Here is a 14,971-nt window from a genome sequence, read left to right as displayed (position 1 = left end):
AAAACAAACGGACGGTACCGGTGATTCCCGCCATTCGTTCGTTGACGTATCGGATCAGCCCTTCCGCGTCCGTGATGGAGGAATAGGTTCCTGATTCGAAATTGATGTGGAGCATGGATTGCTTTGGAACACCCTCGGCGCGCATCCGCAGTCCGATGAGCTTCAACAGTGTTGATTTGCCGGAACGCCGGGCTCCTACAAGCACCTTGATGATGTTCTTCCCAATGAAAGGCTGTATCTGATGCATATACGTAGGGCGTTCAATCATGATGGCTTCTTCCTTTGCCGAAGTAAAACCAACTACATCGTAGTTTTCTTGGATAATATGCCTAGAAATCGATTATAATCGATTCTTCTGCCCATTTTGCTGATTCTCGCGATTGCATACGGGTGATTGGGATGATGCAAAGTCGAGTCGAGTCATGTCACGGGTGTCACGAAGGCCATGCGGTCGCATTCCCCGAAAGCCGACGGCTCGATACCAGCAGCGCTGAAAATCGACGGCATGGTCATATGATGCTTCATAGCCACACAAACGTCGTGCGGGCCAATCGTCTACGGAGGAGAGCACATGACACCGATTGAACTGTCCACTCGCCGCAGGGTGACCGGACTGACCTCGGACGAGTTCGCCCGACTGTTCGTAACGATCGAGCGAAAGGTGGATGGCGAGAACGTCCACTGGGATGCCGCGGACGTCGAATCATGGGAGATCGTCGGGCCTCCACCCACCGCCGACCAGCATCTCATCGATACGTTGGGCGCCGCGCAGGAATTCGTCGCGACACTGGCCAATCAGCTGTATCGCGCCGCGATGCCGGCCTCCGAGGGCGACACACTCACCGCGTACGGCGACAACCTGACCTTCTGGGCCGAGCATCCCGACTTCGGTGGCATGCCATATGCGCTGTGGAATTTTGCCGCGTTGCAGGCGGCCGAATGGATTCGCAAGGAGACCGGCATCATCTGCGAGCTGGACGCCCGCCGGCCGCTGGTGTGACCGACGAAGGCCCGATGACGGGCCGGCGAGTGCCTGTCAAGCCATACCGGGGTACGGCGGCAATAGTCGCCATTGCGGCAGCATGAGCATGATCCGACATCGGTGAGCGCGGTACGATACGCCGATTCGGCTCATTTCGGACTGTCGTACCGCATTGCTGTGGCACGACAGTTCACGCAATCGTTTTCATTCAGCGTCGTGGCAACATGGCGGAATCACAAACCGCGGAAACAAGCCATTCTGTTCCGGTCCGGCAAATTGGTCTCTGACACCGCCGCGGTACGACATGCGAAAAACAGCCGATTTCGCGTATAGTACCGCACCGGGTTGTACACAATATGGCGAGAACGCTGTTTTCGGGCTATCGTACCGCAATGTCGCCCGGCTCGACGCCTGGTACCGCCAAAGGTGCCAAGCCGGCAACGAACAATCATAGTTCGACCTGACTCCAGTGCTCAGGCAACGGGATGGTCCTGGTCGCGGTGACGCAGGCGAGCACGAGGCCCGCAGCCGAGCACACGACGACCAACATCATGACCGCGCGGAATCCGAACCCGGGAGCCTGCAGCAGCCCTCCGACGAGCGCCGGGGCGATCGCGCCGGGCACACCGACCGTCGTCTCGAACACGGTGGAGACGCGTCCCTGCATGTCGTCCGGCGTGCGCCCGTAGATGAACCCGAGTTCGCCGGCGTTTAGCGCGGGGAACAGCAGGGCCGGCGCGGCCAGGCATACGACGATCACGGCGTAGGAGTCGGTGAACAGCAGCGGGATCATCGCAGCCGTCAGCACGGCGAACGTGAGCATGATGATCCCGCCGGTGGGGACGTGGTCGACCAGCCATCCGGCGGCCAGCGACCCGGCGAACGCGGCGATACCGGTCACCGTGCCGACCAGTCCGATGAGCGCTGCGTCGGTGCCGCGCGCGGCGAGCATAATCTGCACGCCGACGATGCTCCCCACGCAAGCGACGTTGATGATCGCGCCCTGCACGATGGCCGCGAGAATCACACGCCGGGTCAGCGTCCAACACCAACCCTCAATGAACTGCGTAAGAAACGACGGATTGTCGCCGGATGTGGCCGTCACCGTGGGCGTCGCCGGCGACGTTGCCACGGCATCGGCGGCCTCGACTCCATCCGCACCGATACGCTTCGGCAGTCGCAACGCCGTGGCCGCGGCAATGCCGTACAGGATGGTGGAGACGAGGAACGGGAGCCATCCGGCGAGCCGGTACAGCAACCCGCCAATCACTCCGCCGGACAGTTCGACGCAGGATTCGCGCGCCTCACGAATGGCCTGCGCCTTGGCGAACCGTTCCATCGGCACGATCGATTTGAGCATCGCGTCATTGGATGGTCCCAGCAGTCCGTTCATAACGGCGAACAGGACGACCAACACGGCGAATGCGAGCGTGGTCATCGTGCCGGATGCGAGCATGCCGGTCGCGACGACGGACAGCGCCAGTCCAATCAGGCCGAGGGCGATCATGAGACGGCGCCGGTCATGCCGGTCTGCGATCGCGCCGCCGAACGACATCAGGACCAGCCCAATCGCCGATTCCGCGGTGACGAGCAGACCCGCCACGAACGGCGAGCCGGAGAGCGCAAGGCCGACCAGCGGTATGGAGAACGTGCGCAGGCTGACCGCGCACACGTCGGCGGTGTCGGCCGCGAACCAGTCGCGATAGGCGCGGCTGTGCCACAGCGAGCGGGATGTCGGCGGGACGGCCGTGCCTGAGCGATCGTGGCCTGACGCCGGATTCGGCGGGACAGTCAGGACCGGGGAGGGCGAGGGATGCGGAAGCTGTGAAGACCGCGGGGACGAGGAAGAATTATCGGCGTTCATGGTGACTCGTTTCGTGTGTCAGCCCCGAACGAAACACGGCGAGCGAGCGCGAGAAAACGTGAAGAGTCTGCGACGCGGATTCGTATGGATGTTCGGGGCGATGTCTGAAATATTCGCATAACGGCATGTCGCGGCTGCAATCTGTGCGGCCACGATGCATGAGGAACGGATGGGGCGGTGAGCCGGTCCGAACCGTATTAGTCGTATGCGAACGATTCCAGAACGAGGTACATGAGCGATCCTTTGCAACGGTCGGGCATGGCAGGCGCGTCGGTGCACCAGCATGCGGCGTCGGAGCAGGGATGACGGCTCCATGCGCCGCCACCTGTTTCGGTATCCACTGTATACGGTCGGGCGGCGAGGCATGCCCAACGGCGATGATCCCGACCCCCGACCCACGTCGTACGCATGCTTCCCGGCGGGAATCCCATCGGAGCGCGCGCAACGCACACCCGGCTGCGCACATCCGGCCGCAAGCGTCTGCCCCGTCGGCCGGGGGAGACGCCGGAATGTCGGAACAGCGGAACGGCCGCCGCCTATTCGCCGATGATCGAGTTGACGATGCCGGAGACGATGGCCATGATGAGCGAGCCGAGCACCGCCCACCAGAACCCGTGGATGATGACGCCCACGTCGAACAGGGAGAGGGCCAGCCATGAGGCGAGTTCCATGAACATCCAGTTGAGCACCAACGCGAACAAGCCCAACGTCAGCACGGAGATGGGCAGGGCGAGCATGTGGATCACCGGTTTGATGGATGCGTTGATCAGCGCCATGAACAGGGAGAACGCGGCGATGCCGAGAATCGGCGGCTCGCCCACCGCCTCCATGCCGGGCAGCACGGCGACCATGACGCCCGCCGCAACGGTCAGCACCAGCCAATGGGAAATGAATTGCTTCATGCTTTCGATTCTTCCAGTTCAAATGTCAGCGGAATGTGATGATGCCGCACACCGACGGGCGACGCCGTACAATGCGGAGGGTGACCGTTCGCGGGCCCGGTTGCGGGACAGGCGAGATAGCGGAGCGGAGTAAGGGAATCCGCCGGAATCCGCCGGAGAATCCAAGGAAGACGACTTCAGGGGAGTAGGGATCGGAACAATGACAGGAACAACGACGACAACGATAACGACGGAAACGACCGCGGCTACTATGACAACGACGGGCCTGCTCATCGGCTCGCACCTGTCCACGGCCGGCGGATGGGACGCGCTGATCAAACGCTCGCACGAGGAAGGCGGGTCTGCGTTCGCGTTCTTCCCGCGCTCCCCGTACGGCAAGCGGTCGAAGGCATTGGACCCGGCGAGGGCGGGGGAGTTCGGCGCGCGGCTGAAGGCCGAGCACTACGGGCCGCTGGTCGTCCATGCGCCCTACGTCTACAATCTCGCCAGCAAAGAGGAGACCAAGCGCGCGTTCGCCATCGAGGCGCTGGCTGAGGACATCGAACTGCTGACGCCGATTCGCGAGACGGGGCAGGAGACGTACATCAACATCCATCCCGGCGCGCACGTGGGCCAAGGCGCCGAGACGGGATGCCATCTGATCAGTGAGGGATTGAACCGCGTGCTCGAGCGGGCGAGCGGCATCATGGTGCTGCTGGAGACGATGGCGGGCAAAGGCACCGAGTGCGGACAAAGCTTCGAGGAACTCGCCGCAATCATCGACGGCGTCGAGGACAAGGAGCATATCGGCGTCACGTTCGACACCTGTCATGTGCTGGATGCCGGCTACGATCTGGTCAACGACTACGACGGCGTCAAGCGCCGGCTGGACGACATCATCGGGCTCGACAGGGTCAAGGCCATCCATGTGAACGACTCCCAGTTCGGGCTCGGCTCGCACAAGGACCGCCACGCCAACATCGGCGAGGGGCAGCTCGGTATCCCGTTCTTCACGCAGCTTGTTAACGACCCCGACATGGCACGTCTGCCGATGATCCTCGAAACCAAGGAGGTCACGCCCGACACACATCGCGAGGAGATCGCGCTGCTGCGCTCACTGGTGGCGTAGTGTGAGGCCTGAAGCGATGGGATTGTCATGCCTGCACCGCATCCGCTAACGTGATACGCCGGTTAAAGGTGCTGTGCGGCCCAGACGATGAGGCGCACACGGTTGGTCTGGCCGGTTTTTCTCAGGATATTGCCGACGTGGGTTTTGACAGTGGATACGCTGATGCCGAGGTGTGCGGCGATCTGCTCGTTGGAGTCGCCTTGGACGATACGGACGAGGATGTCCCGTTCCCGGCTGGTGAAATCGGGAAGACCATTGTTCCTACCATGCGGTGTTTTGCCGCTGTTTGCAGATCCTGCCGCCGATGCTGATACCGACACCGCCGGCGTTCGGACGGAACCGGTGGCGAGTCTTTGGCTGAGACGGCTCATGGTGGAGGAGTCCATGACGGTGTTGCCTGAGACTGCATCGCGTACAGCAGCAAGGAGTTGCTCGACGTTGCTGGTTTTGAGCAGGAACCCGCTAGCTCCCGCGCCGATCATGCCGATGGCGTAAACGTCGGTGTCGTAGGATGTCAGACCGATGATGCGTGTTTCGGGCAGATCGCCGGTAATGATGCGCGTGGCTTGGATGCCGTCAAGTCCGGGCATGCGCACATCCATGAGTATCACATCCGGCTTGATCCGTCTTGCTGTGCGTATCGCGCTTGCCCCGTCCATGGCCACTGCGGTGACGGTCATGTCAGGTTGCGTATCGATGATGCGAGTAAAACCATCAAGGACTAACGGCTGATTGTCGACCAGCATCACACGAATGGGTTGCGTCTCATATGCGTTCTCCGTCATTGCGGATCTCCTCGCCGGTAACCATCAGCCGTCTCGCCCTTTGCCACGACGGTCGATTCCTGCCCATGAGGCAGCGGCCAGACTGCATCGACCAAACACAACCCTTCCACCATGCTGACACTGGCATGGCCTCTGTATTGTTCGGCTCTCCACCTGATGCCATCCAAACCGTGCCCACGTCGTTGGCGCTCGGCAGCATCGGCGTGGGGAAGAAACGCATACGGATTTTCACAGTGCAAAGAAATATCATCGCCGGTGATGGTCAGGGACAAGTCGACACAGCGGGGTTGCGCGTAACGCAACGCGTTGGTCAGGCATTCCTCGACCACCCGGTATACGGCGTGGGATAATCCCGTTGGCAGATTCGTCGGTTTTTCGTCCTCATGATGCAGGTCGATGATCAGCCCTTGTTTCCGATATTCGGCGATAAGCTCATTGAACTGGTCAAGCGTGGGTTCAGGATGACGGTCTTCCCATACATTGTCGGATAGCAGTGCCCGCAGATCGGTGACTGCCTCGCGCGATGCCCGGGCGATGTCCGTGAACACCGTACGCGATGCCGGGTCAGCGGTAGCCGTCCTGCCACTTTCGGCCTGGACGGTGATGCCGGTGAGCGTATGGGCAAGGATGTCGTGCATCTCATGGCTGATGCGCATGCGTTCCTCCAATACGGCAAGTCGTGCACACATGGCGCTATCGCGTTCGGCCATGATCCGACGTGCCTCTTCCGCTTCAAGGCGCATATCCTTGATGCGGTTGAAACGGCCCGCCTGCCATGCAGTCAGCATCAGACTGCCTGCAAGCAACCCTGCCACAATCATTATCCAATCCGAGGAGCGAATGATCGCCAGGTGCAGTCCGAACGCGATAACGGGCAGCAGGCATGATGTCAGACCAATCATGCGGCAATGCTTCACCCGGCTTGCCCCACACAGGAACACGGCGATCACGGCAACGAGCTGGCCGATCAACGTGAACGAGCCGTAGACAGTCGTGTATATGGTGGGAACCACAGGAGCCAGAACAGCGAATACGACGGGCCGACGGCGCACGGACACGATGGAGACGGCGGAAACGGCCACCCACATCCAATCATCCATGCCTGCCGCACCGAACAGCATGCACGACAGTACGCCGAGCAAGGCGATTACATCCTCCGCACGAACCTTCACATCAGCGACGATACCCGTGCCAGTCGGCCAATGGCATGATTCGCAATGATGGTTTCCGTTCTCTCATTTCACGGGATCTCATACCTAAGTACCAAGTCGTTCACGCTTTGGTGCCGGACGGATGCCGAGTAATCCGTCCGGACGATATTCCACACGATTCCGTTCCCGTAGGCTGATCGTGTGAACGGATGATTCAGCACATCGGCAATCGAATCATCCGCGGAAGAAGGGAAGGCGCTGGTATGACAGGCGGATCGGCAACGGCAGATAGCGTCATGGGTGCGCATCCGGCGGCGATTGAGGCGCTTGATGTGTGCAAGACGTATGGTTCGGGGCGTCGGAGACGGTTGCGGTGGCGGGGATCACGGCGAGGTTCGAGAGGGGACGGTTCACGGCGATCGTGGGCCCGTCCGGTTCGGGCAAGACCACGCTGTTGCATCTGCTTGCGGGGTTGGATGCGCCGACTTCGGGGCGGGTGGTGATCGATGGCACGGATATCTCCGCTTTGTCGGATGATGCGTTGTCCGATCTGCGTCGTGACCGGATCGGGTTCATTTTCCAGGATTTCAATCTGCTGCCGTACCTGACGGCGGAGCAGAACATCGAGCTTCCGTTCACGTTGCGCGGCAAGCGGCCCGACCGAAACAAGGTACGTGAGATCGCGCGTGAGCTGGGCATCGAGAACCGTCTCGATCACAAGCCGCAGGAGATGAGCGGCGGCCAGCGGCAGCGTGTGGCGGTGGCCCGCGCGCTGGCCGGGGATCCCGCGGTGGTGTTCGCGGACGAGCCGACCGGCGCGTTGGATGTGAGGTCGTCGCGTCAGCTGCTGGCGATATTGCGGGATATGGCGTCTCGGCGCGGGCAGACGATCGTGATGGTCACGCATGATCCGAATGCGGCCGCGTATGCGGATAGGGCGCTTGTGGTGCGTGACGGGCTGATCGCCGCGGATATCGCGCATCCGTCCGCGACGGACGTGGTGCGCGTGCTCGAGCAGGGCGCCGGGCTTGCGGCGGGCGCGGCCGGGGAGCCGTCCGATCCGGCGGAAGCGGGTGCGCGATGATCCGGGTGGCGTGGGCGCAGATCAGGCATTCCCCGTCCCGTCTGCTCGCCGTCCTGTTGGCGGTGGTTCTGTCGGCGGCGATGCTGGCGGGCACGGTCGTGTTCCAGGGCACGTCCACCGCGAGCATGGCCACCGTCACGGCCGCGCCGTTGAAGCCCGTGGATGTCGTCATCGATCCCGGCGACGCCGATGCGGGATCGTTGAAGCCCTCGTGGGCCGAGGACGTGCTCGCCAAGGCGGACATGGGCGGCATGGTGAGGGCGACGGCACCGTATTACGCGGCCACGGTCACCATGTACGGTGCCGGCGCGCGCGGCACGGCGAACGTGTATTCCGTGTCCCGTGATCCGTCCCTGCGCTGGTTCGGTCTGGAGTCAGGCGATTGGCCGGACAACGCCGGTCAGATCGTCGTCTCCCGTGATACGGCCGATGGTCTCGGCGTGCGGGTCGGTGGCAGGGTCACGTTGAAATCGTCCGACGGGACGAAACGCGTGGTGACGGTCAGCGGCATCAACGACGTGCGGTTCAAGCCGATGACCGGCACCGATTACGCGGTCTACGCCGACCCGTCGTACTTCGGGGATGCGACGCCGGGCGAACTGTTCGTCAAACTCGACGATTCCCCCGATGCCGCCGCGGCCGTGCAGCGGCTTGCGCGGACGGCCGCGGCGGATGGCGTCACGGCGGTCACCGGCGCGGAGATGATCCGTCAGGCGTCGGCGATGATGGCCGGCGGCAGCGATCAGCTGACCGCGATCATGGCGGTGTTCGCCGCCATCGCCCTGTGCGCCGCGATGATGGTGATCTCCAGCACCTACCGGACATTGACCGCACAGCGCACACGTGACATCGCCATGCTGCGCCTGATCGGGGCGCGACGCGCGAACATCCGTTCGATGGTCCTGTCCGAGGCGCTGATCACCGCCGTGGCCGGCACGCTGATCGGTGGACTGGTCGGCGTGGGCGGCGGCTACGCGGCCATGACCGCGATGGGACAGGCGTTCGGCGGATTCGCCGCCGACCCTCTCCTATTGGCGGGTGCGCTGCTGCTGACCGTCGCGGCCACGGTGCTGGCCGCGTGGACGACCGTCCGCCGCGCCACGCGCATCCCGCCGATCCAGGCGTTGGACGGAGCCGCTCAGACCGACGGCGCGGCCGGCGTGGGGACAGGCGGCAGGATGCTTGATATCCAAGCCTCGCGCATCGTGTTCGGCGTGTTGTGCGCGATCGCCGGCGTCGCGCTGCTGTGGGTCGGTGCGGCCGGCTTCCACATGCCCATCGCACTGGTCGGCGGCCTTGTCCTGGCGCTCGGTCTCGTGCTTGCCCTGCCCGGACTGGTCGCGATGCTCATGCCCGCCATCGGCATGCTGTCGACCGCGTGCGGGCTGGCTGGCAAACTGGCCGCTTCGAGCCTGACGGCGAACGCGAGGCGCGCTGGCGGCACCGTCACCGCGGTCGCGTTCGGCATCAGCCTGATCGCCGCGCTCTCCTCGGCCGCGTCCACCGGCACCGGCACCATCAACGCCGACCTCGACTACCGCTACCCGGTAAGCGCCGCCCTCTACACGCCGGACAACAGCAGCCTCTCCGACAAAGTCCTGCAACGCGCAAGTGAGATCACCGACGCGCAGGCCGCATACCCGGTACGCACCACCGCCATCGGCCAGACGCCGGACGGGCGGAGGACCACACCCAAGGTACTCGACGTGATCCCCGACGAGGCCGCCGCCGTCTTCACCTCCGACAGCCCGTGGCCTGCCGGCATGAGCGATGGTATGCCGGTGGCGCTCGTCCACCCGCGATACATGAGCGCCATCGGCATCAAGGAAGGCGACACGCTCGCCATCACCGTCGCCGACACGACCATCACGGTCAGGGCACAGGCCTCGCAGCTCACCGAATCACCGGAACTCGCGGTCATCATCACCGACAGCCAGCTCGCCATGCTGCCGAACGCGGCCACGATCCGATCCGCGTTGAAGACCAGCATGGTCTGGTTCAAGGCCGGGCCAGGCGTCAACCGTGCCAGTCTTGCCAAACAGGTCGACCATCTGGCCGCGGCTGACCCGAATGCCACCGTCGGCGGCGGCATCGCGGAAAGCAACGACATCCTCAACGTATTGAACATGTTGGTCATGCTCTCCTACGCGATGCTCGCCATCACCGTGATCATCAGCCTGACCGGACTCGCCGACCAGCTCGCGCTTGCGGTCATCGAACGGACCAGCGAGATCAGCATGCTGCGCGCCCTCGGCGTCAGACGCGGAACCGTCCGCGCGGAGATTGCCATCGAAGCGCTGACCCTGACCGTCATCGGCACCGTCATCGGACTGCTCGTCGGCCTGCCGCTCGGCATCGCCGGCGTGAAAGCCCAGATCGGCGGCATGACCGGCCAGTTCACCGTCGCGATGCCCTGGACGCAGATCGGCGTGCTCATCCCCGTCATCCTCGCCGCGGGGCTGCTTGCCTCGATCATCCCCGCACGCAACGCCACCCGCATCCAACCGGCACAAGGCCTCACCAGCTGAAGCGGATAGCGGTATTTCCTTGGATACCGATTTGGGGAGGACCGATACCAGCCGTCGCGCTGATTCTTGTTTCGCGTGGCTATCTGCGTTGTGAGGGGTGCTTGGGGTGTTTTGTGGAGAGGCAACTGCTTTGCAAGGGGTACCTGATGGACGATACGGCGAGTATCAGCACCGCCGTTGCAACGTCTGTACTTGACATACGGATGGTTGTATACCCCTTGCAAGGCAGATATCTTTCTGCCAACGGACCGAAGCGCCCAAAATATAGGACGCACAAGGCCCATCGGCCAGGGGGTGACCTAGAGTGTCGCATGATCGACCACCAACAAAGGGAGAATCATGTCGGTTTTGGACGAACTGGTGGCGGGCGCGCTGGAGGACCAGCACACCCGCGAGCGTACCGTGTCGCTGGAGGAAGTGAAGCAGGCCGCGCTGGCGGCCCCGGCCCCAATCGACGCGATGCGATGGCTCAAGCGCGCTGACGGCATCCCGGTGATTGCCGAAATCAAGCGCGCGTCCCCGTCCAAGGGCCACTTGAGCGACATCCCCGACCCGGCCGCGCTGGCCCGCGAATACGAGCAGGGTGGCGCGAGCGCGATCTCCGTGCTCACCGAAGGTCGCAGGTTCCTCGGCAGCCTCGACGATTTCGACAAGGTCCGCGCCGCCGTGCATATCCCGCTGCTGCGCAAGGACTTCATCGTCACCGACTACCAGGTCTATGAGGCCCGCGCCCACGGCGCCGATCTGGTGCTGCTCATCGTCGCCGCGCTGGATGACGAGAAGCTCAAGCATCTGCTCGATCTCGCGCATGAGCTCAAGATGACCGTGCTCGTGGAGGCGCACACCCGCGAGGAGATCGAACGCGCCCGTAAGGCCGGCGCCAAGGTGATCGGCATCAACGCGCGCAACCTCAAGAACCTGCGCGTGGACGTGAACAAATACAACGAGCTGGCCGCCGATCTGCCCGACGACGTCATCAAGGTGGCGGAGTCCGGTGTGTTCGGTGCGGTCGAGGTCGAGGACTACGGCCGCGCCGGCGCGGACGCCGTGCTGGTGGGAGAGGGCGTGGCCACGGCCGACGATCATGAACTTGCAGTGGAACGACTAGTAAAGGCAGGAGCACAAGTGAAAGCATCCGAATCCACCCCGTTGAGCGAGCATCAGGGACCGTACTGGGGACAGTTCGGCGGCCGCTACGTGCCCGAGGCCCTCATTACCGCGCTGGACGAGCTCGAGCGCGTCTACAATGAGGCCAAGGCCGACCCCGAATTCCACAAGGAGTTCATGACCCTGCAGCAGCGTTATGTGGGCCGTCCGAGCCCGCTGACCGAAGCGCCGCGCTTCGCCCAGCTCATCAAGGACAAGACCGGTCTGGACGCCCGCATCTTCCTCAAGCGCGAGGATCTGAACCACACCGGCGCGCACAAGATCAACAACGCGCTCGGCCAGGCTCTGCTCGTCAAGCGCATGGGCAAGACCCGCGTGATCGCCGAGACCGGCGCCGGCCAGCACGGCGTGGCCACCGCCACCGTGTGCGCGATGATGGGCCTCAAGTGCCGCATCTACATGGGCCAGATCGACGCCCGCCGTCAGGCCCTCAATGTGGCCCGTATGCGCATGCTCGGCGCCGAGGTGGTCGAGGTCACGCTCGGCGACCGCATCTTGAAGGACGCCATCAACGAGGCCCTGCGCGACTGGGTCACCAACGTCAAGGACACCCACTACCTGCTCGGCACGGTCGCGGGCCCGCACCCGTTCCCTGCCATGGTGCGCGACTTCCAGAAGATCATCGGCGAGGAGGCTAAGCAGCAGCTTCAGGACTGGTACGGCATCGACCATCCGGACGCGGTGTGCGCCTGCGTGGGCGGCGGTTCCAACGCCATCGGCGTGATGAACGCCTTCCTCGACGACGAGCGCGTGAATCTCTACGGCTACGAGGCCGGCGGCAACGGCCCCGAGTCCGGCAAGCACGCCATCCGCTTCGCGCCCGGCACCGGCCAGCTCGGCATGTTCCAGGGTGCCAAGAGCTACCTGCTGGAGACCGACGAGGGCCAGACGCTCGACACGTATTCCATCTCCGCCGGCCTCGATTACGCCTCCGTGGGCCCCGAGCACGCCTGGCTCAAGGACATCGGCCGCGTGAACTACAGCTGGGCCACCGACGAGGAGGCCATGAACGCCTTCCGCGACCTGAGCCAGACCGAGGGCATCATCCCCGCCATCGAGAGCTCGCACGCCGTGGCCGGCGCATACAAGGCCGCCGCCGATCTCAAGGCCAAGGGCTACGACAAGGCCGTGATGATCATCAACATCTCCGGCCGCGGCGACAAGGATATGGCCACCGCCGGCAAGTGGTTCGGCTACCTGACCGACGACCAGGCCAAAGCCCTTGAGGTGACCGGCGCGCACGGCAACACCGTGGCGTGAGGTGCGGAATAAGCACAATCTCTTGTAGAACCTCCTCTCAGTCACTTCGTGACAGCTCCCCTCCAGCGGGGAGCCAGTGAGATGACGACTGAGAGAAGCAACAACGAAAAAGGAAAAGCTTTACTATGACCAACACTGCAACCACGCCCTCCGGCCAGCCGCTGGGCATCAGCCACAAGCCCAGCCAGACCGAGGCGATGTTCGCCAAGTTCAAGGCCGCCAACAAGCCCGCCTTCATCGGCTACCTGCCCTATGGCTTCCCGAACCCGGACGTCTCGCTCGAAGCGCTCAAGACGATGGTCGAGCACGGCGTCGACGCCGTCGAGATCGGCCTGCCCTACTCCGACCCGGTCATGGACGGCCCGGTCATCCAGGCCGCATCCTCCATCGCCCTGAAGAACGGCGAGACCATCAAGCGCGTGTTCGAGGCCGTCGAGACGGTGGCCAACGCCGGCGGCGTGCCGCTTGTCATGAGCTACTGGAACCTCATCTACCACTACGGCGTGGAGCGTTTCGCCACCGACTTCGAGAACGCCGGCGGCGCGGGCCTCATCACCCCGGACCTCATCCCGGACGAGGCGGGCGAGTGGGTCGAGGCCTCCGACCGCCACGGCCTCGACCGCATCTTCCTGGTCTCCCCGGATTCGGCCGACGAACGTCTTGAGACCGTGGCGAAGAACGCCCGCGGCTTCGTGTACGCGGCCGCCCGCATGGGCGTCACCGGTGAACGCGCACATCTCGACGCCTCGCCCGAGGTGCTCGTGGAGCGCACCCGCAAGGCCGGCGCCGAGAACATGTGCGTCGGCATCGGCGTGTCCACCGCCGAGCAGGGCGCCAAGGTGGGCTCCTACGCGGACGGCGTAATCGTCGGCTCCGCGCTGGTGCACACGCTGCTCGCGGACGACAACAGGACCGCGCGCGACACCGCCGAAGGCCTGAAGCTGCTGGCCGCCAAGAGCGAGGAACTGGCCGAGGGCATCCACAACGCCCGTTGATGCCGCGCGTGTATCACAACGCTGCGGCATACGTGTGTCGTGGCCGCACCGCACCGTCCCATGTATGCCATGGGCACGATGCGGTGCGTGCCGCACGGTAGGGTAGTGCACGCAACACCATGTGGTCATGCGCAGGCGTGACCCCGGCAAGTCCAGCAAGTAGAGGCAGCATGAATCTGGCTTATATCCCTTCGCCGACCTTCTCCAAATTCCAGATCGGTCCGTTCACCATCCACATGTACGCGATCTGCATCCTCATCGGCATCTGTGTGGCCGTGTGGATCCTGACCACCCGCTGGAAGCGGTACGGCGGCACCTTCGACCAGATTCTCGACACCACGCTGGTCACGGTACCCTGCGCTTTGGTCGGCGCCCGCCTGTACCACTGCATCACCACGCCAAGCATGTACTTCCCGCCCACCGGCGATCCGGTGAACATCCTCAAGGTCTGGGAGGGCGGCATGGCCATCTTCGGCGGCATCTCCGTGGGCGCGCTGACCGCGTTCCTCTGGTGCCGTCACCGCCGCTACCCGTTCGCCATCTTCGCGGACTCCATCGCGCCCGCCCTACTGGTCGCGCAGGCCATCGGCCGCCTCGGCAACTGGTTCAACCAGGAGCTGTACGGCTGGCCCACGACTCTGCCGTGGGGTCTGAAACTCAACGACGCCGACGCCATCGGCAAGTCCGAGATCTGCTACAGCGGTTCGCAGTGCCCGGACTACACCACCACGCTGTTCCATCCCACCTTCCTCTACGAGATGATCTGGAACCTCATCGGCGCGGCGCTCATCGTCTATCTCGGCAGGAAACTCGCCGATCGGCTCAAGGCCGGTCAGCAGTTCGCCATGTACATGATGTGGTACGGTCTCGGCCGCACATGGATCGAAAACGTGCGCATCAACTACTCCACGGTGATTCTGGGCCTGCGGACCAACGTATGGACCGCCATCATCGTGTTCGTCCTCGGCTGCATCCTCTTCGTCGTGCTCTACCAGCACGGCACCGACGCGCAGGAGCAGGCGCGCAAACTCCAGGCGGTCACCGCCGACGAGCTCGAGCGCCAAAGCGTCGAAGAGGAGAAGAACAAGCAAAAGAAGCGTTAACGGCGACCCGACGCCCCGTGAAATACCGGGGCAAGTCCCATT

The 14,971-nt window shown here is 63.6% G+C and carries 12 protein-coding genes; 7 read left to right on the top strand and 5 right to left on the bottom strand.

What is annotated here, in order from left to right; genetic code table 11:
- The coding region (locus BG22_RS07515; protein ID WP_181163447.1) for an AAA family ATPase at positions 1 to 268 on the bottom strand (268 nt) is incomplete at its 3' end.
- 303 nt (positions 269 to 571) lie between these two features.
- Here BG22_RS07515 and BG22_RS07510 point away from each other — a divergent pair.
- The gene (locus tag BG22_RS07510; RefSeq protein ID WP_140494562.1) at positions 572 to 1,000 is read left to right on the top strand and encodes a hypothetical protein; all 429 of its coding nucleotides are present in this window, start codon (positions 572 to 574) and stop codon (positions 998 to 1,000) included.
- A 430-nt stretch (positions 1,001 to 1,430) separates the two neighbouring features.
- Here BG22_RS07510 and BG22_RS07505 read toward each other — a convergent pair whose 3' ends face one another.
- Positions 1,431 to 2,846, bottom strand: a complete 1,416-nt coding sequence (locus BG22_RS07505) for an MFS transporter (RefSeq protein WP_140494560.1) — start codon at positions 2,844 to 2,846, stop codon at positions 1,431 to 1,433.
- Positions 2,847 to 3,382: 536 nt separating this feature from the next.
- Positions 3,383 to 3,748, bottom strand: a complete 366-nt coding sequence (locus BG22_RS07500) for a phage holin family protein (protein ID WP_140494558.1) — start codon at positions 3,746 to 3,748, stop codon at positions 3,383 to 3,385.
- A 250-nt stretch (positions 3,749 to 3,998) separates the two neighbouring features.
- On the opposite strand from BG22_RS07500, the gene BG22_RS07495 reads away from it, so the two are divergent.
- A complete protein-coding gene (locus BG22_RS07495) occupies positions 3,999 to 4,856 on the top strand; it encodes a deoxyribonuclease IV (RefSeq protein WP_140494556.1) in 858 nt (285 codons plus the stop codon).
- A gap of 62 nt (positions 4,857 to 4,918) precedes the next feature.
- On the opposite strand, the gene BG22_RS07490 is transcribed toward BG22_RS07495, so the two are convergent.
- Both BG22_RS07490 and BG22_RS07485 read right to left on the bottom strand, forming a co-directional pair.
- A complete protein-coding gene (locus BG22_RS07490) occupies positions 4,919 to 5,641 on the bottom strand; it encodes a response regulator transcription factor (protein ID WP_140494554.1) in 723 nt (240 codons plus the stop codon).
- Entirely contained in the window at positions 5,638 to 6,813 is a 1,176-nt protein-coding gene (locus tag BG22_RS07485; RefSeq protein WP_140494551.1) for a sensor histidine kinase, read from the bottom strand. The genes BG22_RS07490 and BG22_RS07485 overlap by 4 nt, the downstream gene beginning before the upstream one ends.
- Positions 6,814 to 7,126: 313 nt before the next feature.
- Between BG22_RS07485 and BG22_RS07480 the strand changes: the two genes are divergently transcribed.
- The 5 genes from BG22_RS07480 to lgt all read left to right on the top strand — a co-directional run bounded on the left by BG22_RS07480 (position 7,127) and on the right by lgt (position 14,929).
- A complete protein-coding gene (locus BG22_RS07480; RefSeq protein ID WP_140494549.1) occupies positions 7,127 to 7,876 on the top strand; it encodes an ABC transporter ATP-binding protein in 750 nt (249 codons plus the stop codon).
- Positions 7,873 to 10,404, top strand: coding sequence for an FtsX-like permease family protein (locus BG22_RS07475; RefSeq protein WP_140494547.1), 2,532 nt, complete (start codon positions 7,873 to 7,875; stop codon positions 10,402 to 10,404). Before BG22_RS07480 ends, BG22_RS07475 begins: the two co-directional genes overlap by 4 nt.
- A gap of 339 nt (positions 10,405 to 10,743) precedes the next feature.
- Positions 10,744 to 12,831 carry a bifunctional indole-3-glycerol phosphate synthase/tryptophan synthase subunit beta gene (locus BG22_RS07470; RefSeq protein ID WP_140494545.1) on the top strand — a complete coding sequence of 696 codons (2,088 nt, stop codon included), beginning with the start codon at positions 10,744 to 10,746 and terminating at the stop codon, positions 12,829 to 12,831.
- A gap of 125 nt (positions 12,832 to 12,956) precedes the next feature.
- On the top strand, positions 12,957 to 13,826 hold the full coding sequence (trpA, locus tag BG22_RS07465) for a tryptophan synthase subunit alpha (protein ID WP_140494543.1): 870 nt from the start codon (positions 12,957 to 12,959) through the stop codon (positions 13,824 to 13,826).
- 170 nt (positions 13,827 to 13,996) lie between these two features.
- Positions 13,997 to 14,929 (top strand): prolipoprotein diacylglyceryl transferase, encoded by a 933-nt coding sequence (lgt, locus tag BG22_RS07460; protein WP_140494541.1) that lies wholly within the window; start codon positions 13,997 to 13,999, stop codon positions 14,927 to 14,929.
- Positions 14,930 to 14,971: the final 42 nt, after the last annotated feature.

The sequence above is a fragment of the Bifidobacterium sp. UTBIF-78 genome (assembly GCF_006408945.1).
Classification (GTDB): Bacteria; Actinomycetota; Actinomycetes; order Actinomycetales; family Bifidobacteriaceae; genus Bifidobacterium; species Bifidobacterium myosotis.
This window is presented reverse-complemented; position numbering and strand designations above follow the sequence as displayed.

Bases quoted from the DNA above. Each gene is read 5' to 3' on its own strand.
- trpA (WP_140494543.1), top strand. From the start codon at position 12,957: ATGACCAACACTGCAACCACGCCCTCCGGCCAGCCGCTGGGCATCAGC.
- BG22_RS07475 (WP_140494547.1), top strand. From the start codon at position 7,873: ATGATCCGGGTGGCGTGGGCGCAGATCAGGCATTCCCCGTCCCGTCTG.
- BG22_RS07495 (WP_140494556.1), top strand. From the start codon at position 3,999: ATGACAACGACGGGCCTGCTCATCGGCTCGCACCTGTCCACGGCCGGC.
- BG22_RS07490 (WP_140494554.1), bottom strand. From the start codon at position 5,641: ATGACGGAGAACGCATATGAGACGCAACCCATTCGTGTGATGCTGGTC.
- BG22_RS07500 (WP_140494558.1), bottom strand. From the start codon at position 3,748: ATGAAGCAATTCATTTCCCATTGGCTGGTGCTGACCGTTGCGGCGGGC.
- BG22_RS07470 (WP_140494545.1), top strand. From the start codon at position 10,744: ATGTCGGTTTTGGACGAACTGGTGGCGGGCGCGCTGGAGGACCAGCAC.
- lgt (WP_140494541.1), top strand. From the start codon at position 13,997: ATGAATCTGGCTTATATCCCTTCGCCGACCTTCTCCAAATTCCAGATC.
- BG22_RS07505 (WP_140494560.1), bottom strand. From the start codon at position 2,846: ATGAACGCCGATAATTCTTCCTCGTCCCCGCGGTCTTCACAGCTTCCG.
- BG22_RS07510 (WP_140494562.1), top strand. From the start codon at position 572: ATGACACCGATTGAACTGTCCACTCGCCGCAGGGTGACCGGACTGACC.